7 protein-coding genes and 2 pseudogenes are annotated in these 7,931 nt (G+C 72.6%); 6 read left to right on the forward strand and 3 right to left on the reverse strand.

The annotated features are described in order from the left end of the window. Positions 1-232 precede the first annotated feature (232 nt). Entirely contained in the window at positions 233-1,492 is a 1,260-nt protein-coding gene (locus ACFW9D_RS32820) for a cytochrome P450 (protein ID WP_384628066.1), read from the reverse strand. 172 nt (positions 1,493-1,664) lie between these two features. Between ACFW9D_RS32820 and ACFW9D_RS32825 the strand changes: the two are divergent. Together ACFW9D_RS32825 and ACFW9D_RS32830 are read left to right on the forward strand one after the other, a co-directional pair. Continuing rightward, positions 1,665-2,069: pseudogene (locus ACFW9D_RS32825) on the forward strand (protein kinase family protein); the annotation flags it as partial. Positions 2,070-2,256: 187 nt separating this feature from the next. Then, positions 2,257-2,925: pseudogene (locus ACFW9D_RS32830) on the forward strand (protein kinase family protein); the annotation flags it as partial. On the opposite strand, the gene ACFW9D_RS32835 reads toward ACFW9D_RS32830, so the two are convergent. After that, complete coding sequence (locus tag ACFW9D_RS32835) at positions 2,898-3,659, reverse strand: polysaccharide deacetylase family protein (protein WP_384628068.1); 762 nt, start codon at positions 3,657-3,659, stop codon at positions 2,898-2,900. The pseudogene ACFW9D_RS32830 and the gene ACFW9D_RS32835 overlap by 28 nt on opposite strands. Before the next feature lie 268 nt (positions 3,660-3,927). Here ACFW9D_RS32835 and ACFW9D_RS32840 point away from each other — a divergent pair, with 268 nt between their 5' ends. Continuing rightward, positions 3,928-4,461, forward strand: coding sequence for a VOC family protein (locus ACFW9D_RS32840; RefSeq protein ID WP_384628071.1), 534 nt, complete (start codon positions 3,928-3,930; stop codon positions 4,459-4,461). A 23-nt stretch (positions 4,462-4,484) separates the two neighbouring features. On the opposite strand, the gene ACFW9D_RS32845 is transcribed toward ACFW9D_RS32840, so the two are convergent. After that, positions 4,485-4,640 (reverse strand): hypothetical protein, encoded by a 156-nt coding sequence (locus ACFW9D_RS32845; RefSeq protein ID WP_384628074.1) that lies wholly within the window; start codon positions 4,638-4,640, stop codon positions 4,485-4,487. Between the two features lie 161 nt (positions 4,641-4,801). Between ACFW9D_RS32845 and ACFW9D_RS32850 the strand changes: the two genes are divergently transcribed. From ACFW9D_RS32850 to ACFW9D_RS32860, 3 genes are all read left to right on the forward strand, one after another. Further along, positions 4,802-5,731, forward strand: coding sequence for an aldose 1-epimerase family protein (locus tag ACFW9D_RS32850; protein WP_384628077.1), 930 nt, complete (start codon positions 4,802-4,804; stop codon positions 5,729-5,731). Between the two features lie 178 nt (positions 5,732-5,909). Further along, entirely contained in the window at positions 5,910-7,328 is a 1,419-nt protein-coding gene (zwf, locus tag ACFW9D_RS32855; RefSeq protein WP_384628079.1) for a glucose-6-phosphate dehydrogenase, read from the forward strand. Between the two features lie 105 nt (positions 7,329-7,433). Next, positions 7,434-7,883 (forward strand): spore-associated protein, encoded by a 450-nt coding sequence (locus ACFW9D_RS32860; protein WP_188340779.1) that lies wholly within the window; start codon positions 7,434-7,436, stop codon positions 7,881-7,883. Positions 7,884-7,931: the final 48 nt, after the last annotated feature.

The raw sequence follows: 7,931 nt of genomic DNA on the forward strand, positions 1-7,931 counted from the left end.
CCACCCACTCTCTCGATCTAGCGCCCTCACACTCCCTCTCCCCCCCCGCCCCCCCCGCCCCCCCGCCCGCCCCCCCGGCGGGGGGGCCCCCCGGCCGGAGGCGAACCGGTTCCGCCGTGCGTGTGCGTGCCGACGCTGGTTGTCGAGCCCATGTTTCTCCACCCGTGAAGGACCGCCGTTGCACGATCAGTCCAGCAGTCCGGGGGTGGTGGAGGCTGGCAGGTAAACGACGTCAGCGTCGCGGCCGGGCACCGTTCTGCGGGTGGTCCGGCGCCTCGTCGGCGGCCGGACGCAGCTGCACGGGCAGGGTCCGGTAGTCGTTGCCGATGAACGAGGGCTGCCGGAGGGCGTCGGGGTCGGCGGCCAGGCGCAGGTGCGGGAAGCGGGCGAACAGCGCGGGCAGGGCGACCCGCGCCTCCAGCCGGGCGAGCGGGGCGCCGAGGCAGTGATGGATCCCGTGGCCGAACGCGAGGTGCTCGCGGTCCTCGCGGTCGATGCTGAACCGGTCGGGGTCATGGTTGACGCCGGGATCGCGGCCGTGCGCGCCGAAGCCGATCAGGACGAGGTCCCCGGCCGCGATGGTCACCCCGTCGCCGAGCGCGATGTCGGCCGTGGCGTAGCGCAGCGGCAGATGCATGATCGGCGGGTGCTTGCGGAGCGTCTCCTCGGTGACGTCGTCCCAGCGGCCCGGATCGGCGACGGCGACGGCGAGTTGGTCCGGATGGGCGAGCAGTTCGACGACGGCGTGGCCGATGAGTGAGACGGCGGTCTCGGATCCGGCGCCGATCATGAGGATGAGCGTGCTGACGAGTTCGTCCTCACCGAGCCGGTCGCCGTCCTCCTCCTGCGCCGCGAGCAGCACGCTGGTCATGTCGGACCCGGGGGAGGAGCGTTTGGCAGCGATCAGTGCGTGCATCGCCGCGAACATGGCGTCCCGGTTCTTCGCCGCCTCCGCGTCGGAGACGCTGTGGTCGAGCACGGAGTCGATGACCCGCAGCATCTCCGGCCGCTGCTCCGCCGGGACGCCGAACAGATCGCAGATCACCCGGGTGGGAACCGGATAGGCGAACCGGGCGCGCAGGTCCACGACCGAACCCGGCGCCGCGGCCTCCATGCGGTCCAGCAGATCGTCGACGATCCGCTCGACCGCCGGACGCATCGCCGCGATGCGCCGGGCCGTGAACGCCCGTCCGACCAGCGACTTCAGCCGCTGGTGGTCGGCGCCGTCACTGGTGAACATCGAGACGACGTCCACCCACGCGGCCAGCCACGGCACGGCCCAGGGCCGGTACCCGGGCCAGCTCCTGCGGGCGTCCTTCGACACCTGAGGGTGCGTCAGCAGCCGTTTGGCGACCGCCCCACGGGTGACGGACCAGGCGACGAGCCCGGACGGCATCTCCACGCGCACGGCCGGGCCCGCGTCGCGTAACGAGTCGGCCTGCGCGTACAGATGGCGGCCGGTGGTGTCGAGGATGACGGGAGTACGTGTCACGTGATGCGCCTCCAGGCTGAGGGTGTGCTGGAAAGGGGCGTGCACGAAGAGAACGCGGACTGCGAACGGGACGGCGAACGGGAACTGTCTACCCTCCGCCCCGTCCTCCTCACCCTGGCAACATGTGCGGGAAGTCCGGAGTCCGAAGGCCGCTGACGGGAGGCGTCGCACGATGAAGAGCCCTGGGCCGGAGCGGGACGTCCGTCTGGCCGCCCACGGCGGCGTCGCCACAGCACTCGCACTGCTCAGCGACGACCAGATCCGTGAACGCCTGGACGCGGCCGCCCCGTTGGGCGCCGGCATCGGCGGGACCTCGGCCCTGCTGGACGTGGACGGCACGCCCGTCTTCGTGAAACAGGTGCCGCTGACGGACCTGGAGCGACGGCCGGAGAACGTCCGCTCCACCGCCAACCTGTTCCGGCTGCCCGCCTTCTGCCAGTACGGCATCGGCGGACCCGGGTTCGGTGTCTGGCGGGAGCTCGCCGTGCACACCATGACGACGGACTGGGTGCTGGCGGGGGAGACCGGGAGCTTCCCGCTGCTGTACCACTGGCGCGTCCTGCCCGGGCCCGGGCAGCCCGCCCCCGCGCGCGCCCGCGGGGTGGCGGGGGGGGGGGGGTGGCCACGGCGCCGGCCGCTGGAGCCGCTTCTGGCACGTCACCCTGCCCGGCCTGTCCCCCCCCCCGCGGGGGGGGGGGGGGGGGGCCCCCCCGCGGGGCCCCCGCGGCGCCCCCCCCGGGCGCCCCGCGCCCCGCCGCCCCCCGCCGCTCCCCGACGAACTGGTCGACGTGGAGCGGGCGGTCGCGTACTGGGGAGGCGGAGCGGAAGTGCGGCACCGGATCGAGGAGCTCGCGCGTGCCTCGGCGACCGTCGCCCTGTTCCTGGAGTACATCCCGCGGAACCTGCACGACTGGCTCGGTGCCGAGGTCGCCGCGGGTGGCGCGCGGGCCGAGCGGGCGTGCGCCATGGTGGAGGCGGAGCTGGCAGCCGGCACCGCGTTCATGAACGCCCGCGGACTGCTGCACTTCGACGCCCACTTCGAGAACATCCTGACCGACGGCCGGCGGCTCTTCTTCACGGACTACGGCCTCGCGCTCTCCTCCCGCTTCGCACTCACCCCGGACGAGGCCGGCTTCTTCGACCGGCACGACACGTACGACCGCTGCTACACGGTCAACCACCTCGTGAACTGGCTGGCCTTCGCCCTCTACCGGCACGGTCCCGACGCCCGTAGAGCGTTCGTCCGCGCGTGCGCGAAGGGAGACGTCCCGGCGGACGTGCCGCCGGGGATCGCGGCGGCGCTCCTCCGCCACGCGCCGGTCGCCGAAGTGATGGGGGACTTCCTCCGGGAACTCCGGCAGGACAGCCGGAGCACGCGCTATCCGGCGGAGGCACTGCGCGGGCTTCAGCGGACGGGGAAGCCGAACGTGTAGCCCTGCTCCTTGAGGTGGGGGAGCAGACGGCGCAGGGCCTCGACGGTCTGGGAGCGGTCGCCGCCCGCGTCGTGGAACAGGATCGTCGGACCGCTGGGCAGTTCGCGCTCGACCGTGGCGATGATCGCCTCCGTGCCCGGACGCTCGAAGTCCTTGGAGTCCACGTTCCAGCCGAGCGGACGCATACCCCGCGACGCGGCGAGCTTGCGGCTGTACGGGGTGAACGCCCCGCCGGGAGCCCGGTAGTACATGGGGCGGACGCCGCCGGAGGCCTCGGTGATCATGCGCTCGGCGTCGAGGATCTGCTTGGACTGGTACTCCTGGGACGCCTTGTCCATCGCGGTGTTGTGCGACACCGAGTGGTCGCACAGCCGGTGCCCGGCCGCGACGACCTTCTTCACCAGCTCCGGATGGGCCTGCGCCTGCGTGCCCACCATGCAGAACGTGGCCTTCACTCTGTACTCACGCAGCAGGTCCAGGACTTGAGGGGTCCACACGGGGTCGGGACCGTCGTCGATCGTGAGGTTGATGCCGCGTTCCCCGGCCTCCGAGGCGTGCGCGATGGTCGCGGAGACCGCCTTCGGGGCCGCCGGCGCGGCCTTCTCGGGCTCGGCACTGCCCAGCGCACCCGCCTGCGCCGTCCAGATCGACGCACCCGTGGTCAGCAGGGTCACCCCGAGCGCCGCCCCGACGACCTTGCCGTACCAGCCCCGCCCACCGCTGTGCCGTGCCATGTCCGCCCCATTTCCGCGCAGTTGCGCCGCTCCTCGGTCACCTCGCGACCGATAAGCAGGACGAGAGTTCGGGCCCGGAGGATCCGCCCGTTACGGATCACGGACAATTCCGGGAATGATCGCGGACAACCGGCCCTTGTCCCAGTGGGTGGGCACCAGGTCCCGGCGCGCGTGGCCGGCGCCGGATACTGCTCCCCGAGGCACTCCGCGCAGCCCGCGCACCCCGCCTCCTGGCTCCCTCGCTCTCTGAACGGAACTGGTACCGACCATGCCGATCCACCGCCTGAACCACGCCGTCCTGTTCGTGTCCGACCTGGCCCGCAGTACGGATTTCTACTGCGGCGTCCTGGGCTTCCGGGCCCTGCCCCAGGCGTTCCCCGGGGCCGCGTTCCTGCAGGCGGCGGACTCGGCCAACGACCACGACCTCGGGCTGTTCCAGTCCCGCGACGCCGCGTCCGGCGCCCGGCGCACCGGCTCGGTCGGCCTCTACCACCTGGCCTGGGAGGTCGACACCCTCGCCGAACTGGGCCGGGTGCGGGACCGTCTCGCCGAGGCCGGCGCGCTGACCGGCGCCAGCAACCACGCCTCCACCAAGGCGCTCTACGCCCGCGACCCCGACGGCCTGGAGTTCGAGGTGTGCTGGCTGGTGCCCGACGCGGCGGTCGTCGAGGAACTCTCGGCGATGACGTCCCCGACCCGCCCGCTCGACCTCGACGCCGAGATCGCCAAGTACGGCGCGGACACCCGGGGCGGCCCCCGCACCGACCCCACGGTCTGGCAGCACCTGACCGGCCGGGCCTGAGGGATCGGCCCGCGCGGCCGGTCCTACGGTGCGGGCACCGGCGGCGCGTCCGACGCGCCGTCCCGCACCGCCGCGGCCGCCTCCCTCACCGACACCCCCGCGACCACGAGCAGATCCCGCACGACCAGCCGCACCGCTTCCCCCGCCGCCCCCGCGTCCGGAGGGCCCCGGGCGGCCACCGCCGGCGCCGCACCCGGCGGCACCGACGACGCAGAAAATCTCCGGGCCCGCATCCCCGGCGGGCCGTCCGGCCGCCGAAAGGCCCCGCACCTTCACTCGTTCCACGGACAGCTGCGGCGAGTCGGTGAGAGCGGCCCGGGCCCCGGCTACGGATCGCAGCATGGCCAACGAGCTGAGCGGGACGCAGTACGGCCTCGGGGCGGGCGACTACCGCGCGACCGTGACCGAGACAGGCGCCGGCCTGCGTGAACTCACGTACCGGGGCGAACCGCTGATCCTCTCCTACGGCCCCGACGAGCCGGCGCCGGCCGCCTTCGGCCAGCTGCTCGTCCCCTGGCCCAACCGGGTCGACCACGGCCGCTACGCCTTCGACGGCGCCGAGCACCAGCTCGACCTCTCCGAACCGGAACTCGACTGCGCCATCCACGGCCTCGTCCGCTGGACCACCTGGCACCCCGTCGAGGAGTACCCGGACCGGCTCACTCTCGCCTACCGGCTCCACGGCTCGGCCGGCTACCCCTTCCGCCTCAGCCTCACCGTGCGCTACAGCCTGGACGCCGCGACCGGCCTCTCCGTGCGGATCACCGCCCGCAACACGGGCACCCGGCCCGCCCCGTACGCGCACGGCACCCACCCGTACCTGACCGTCGGCGAACCCATCGACGACTGCGTCCTGCACCTGCCCGGACGGCGCTACCAGCCGGTCGACGCCAGGATGGTGCCGAGCGGGCCCACCGTCGCCGTCGCCGGCACGGAGTACGACTTCACCGCCGGGCGCCGCATCGGCGCGCAGAGCGTCGACCTCGCCTTCACCGAGCTCGACCGGGACGCCGAAGGTCTGGCCCGGGTCCGCCTCGAGGGCACACGGCGCAGCGTCCTGTTCTGGCTCGACGACGCGCAGCCCTGGCTGGAGGTCTACACCGCCGACCGCGTGCCGGAAGCCGACCGCCGCCGCGGAGTCGGCGTCGAACCCATGACGGGCCCGCCCAACGCGCTGGCCAGCGGCACCGACCTGATCCGCCTCGAACCCGGGGAGTCGTACACCGGGTCCTGGGGCTTCACGGCGGGCCCGGCCCCTGACGGAACGTGAGGGCACGACATGGTTCAGGGGCTCTCCCGCGAGCCCGGCACACACGGCCCGCCGACCGCGGTCACCCCCTCCGGACTCCGCAGGGGGTGTCCGGCTTCATCGTCAGCCTGGCCTTCCCGCCGCACGTCGGCACGGCCCCTTGCCGCACCCCCACGACCTGGAACGGAACCGACCCCGCATGACCGAGACCTCGCTCCCCGCGTCCCGACTCGAACCCTCCGACGCGCTGGTCCTTTACGGCATCACCGGCGACCTGGCCCGCAAGATGCTGCTGCCCGCGCTCTACCAGCTCACCGCGGCCGGACGGCTCGGCGTGCCCGTGATCGGGGTGGCGGTGGGGGACTGGGACGACGCGCGCCTGCGCGACCACGCGCGCGAGGCCGTCACCGCGACGGGCACGACCATCGACGAGGACGTGTTCGGCCGGTTTGCGGCCGGACTCTCCATCGTCACCGGCGACTTCGCCGACGAGGCGACCTTCGAGCGGCTCAAGGAGGCGGTGTCGGGCTTCGGCTTCGTCACCCACTACCTGGCCATCCCGCCGAGCCTGTTCACCACCGTCGCCTCCGCGCTCGGCCGCACCGGACTCAACCGGAACGCCCGGCTCGTCGTGGAGAAGCCCTTCGGCCAGGACGGCGCCTCCGCCCGCACCCTCCAGGCCGAACTCGGCAAGTACTTCGACGACAACCACCTGCTGCGCGTCGACCACTTCCTCGGCAACGCCGCCGTCGAGTCACTCATGGTGGCCCGCTTCGCCAACACCCTCCTCGCACCCATCTGGCACCGCTCCTACGTCGACAACGTGCAGATCAGCCTCGCCGAGGACTTCGACGTCGCCGACCGGGGCTCGTTCTACGACTCCGTCGGCTGTCTGCGCGACGTCGTGCAGAACCACCTGCTCCAGGTCCTCGCCCTCCTCGCGATGGACCCGCCGAGCGCGGCGAACCCCGTCGCGCAGGGACTCGAGAAGTGGCGGGTGCTGCACTCCGTGCGCCCGATGGACCCCTCGGAGACCGTGCGCGGCCAGTACCGCGGCTACCGCGACGTCCCCGGCGTGAAGCCGGACTCCACCACGGACACCTACTTCGCCACGACCCTGCACGTGGACAACTGGCGCTGGTCCGGCGTCCCCTTCCATCTGCGCAGCGGCAAGGCGCTCGCCGTCTCGGCGACCGAGGTCGTGGTCGAACTGCGCCGCCCGCCCCTGGAGTTGTTCGCCTCGGGCACCGGGGACGGCCCGCCGAACGTCGTCCGCTTCCGCATCGACGGAGACACCGGCATCCGCGCCGACCTCGTCGTGCGCAAGGCCCAGGGCGACGACGAACCCGCCCAAGTACCCGTCGGCGTCGAGTACGCGAAGCTTTTCGGCCGCCTGGAACAGCCCTACGAGACCATCCTCGGCGGCGCCGTCAGCGGCGACCCGGAACCCTTCGCGTTCTACCCCGCCATCCTCGAATGCTGGCGCATCGTCGACCCCGTACTGAACCCGACCACCGCACCTGTCGTCTACGAGCCCGGCAGTTGGGGCCCGCCCGAGGCGGCGCGGATCCCGGGACCGGAGGGCTGGCACCCGCTCGGCCCCACCCTCTTCGGCTGATCCACTCCCGGCCGGAGGGTGGCCGGATTCAGGTACAACCAACCCTATGTGCCCCGTGTCACACCAATCAGGAACAGCCCACCCTGACAGTGACATGGGGGAAATATGCGTGTGAACCGACCTGCCCTCACCGCCGCGGCCCTGGCCGCGCTGGCGATGGGCGCCACGACCGCCCTGGCGTCGCCCGCCTCCGCGGCGGCCAACGTCACCCCGCAGCAGGTCTGCGGCAGCAGCTACAAGACGGTCAACTCGGCGCCCGTGGGCACCCGGGGCACCATCTACCTGACGTACAACTCGACCAACGGCAAGAACTGCGTCGTGACCATCCGCAGCAACCCGGGCACCAGGACGGACATGTCGGCCTGGATCTACGTGCCGGACACCGACCAGGGGGACTCGGACTACGGCTCGTACACCTCGTACGCCGGCCCGACCTACGTCTACGGCAAGGCGCACTGCGTCGACTGGGGCGGCAGCATCGGCAACGTGTACGTCCAGGTCACCGGCTCCAACTGTGCGTCCCTGAAGGAGAACAGGGTCACCACCGTCCGCTGACCACCGTCCCCCCAAGGCCCGCCCCGGCACACCGCACGCCGTGTGCCC

Origin of the sequence: Streptomyces sp. NPDC059524 (genome assembly GCF_042749255.1) — a bacterium.
Lineage (GTDB): Bacteria > Actinomycetota > Actinomycetes > Streptomycetales > Streptomycetaceae > Streptomyces > Streptomyces xanthii.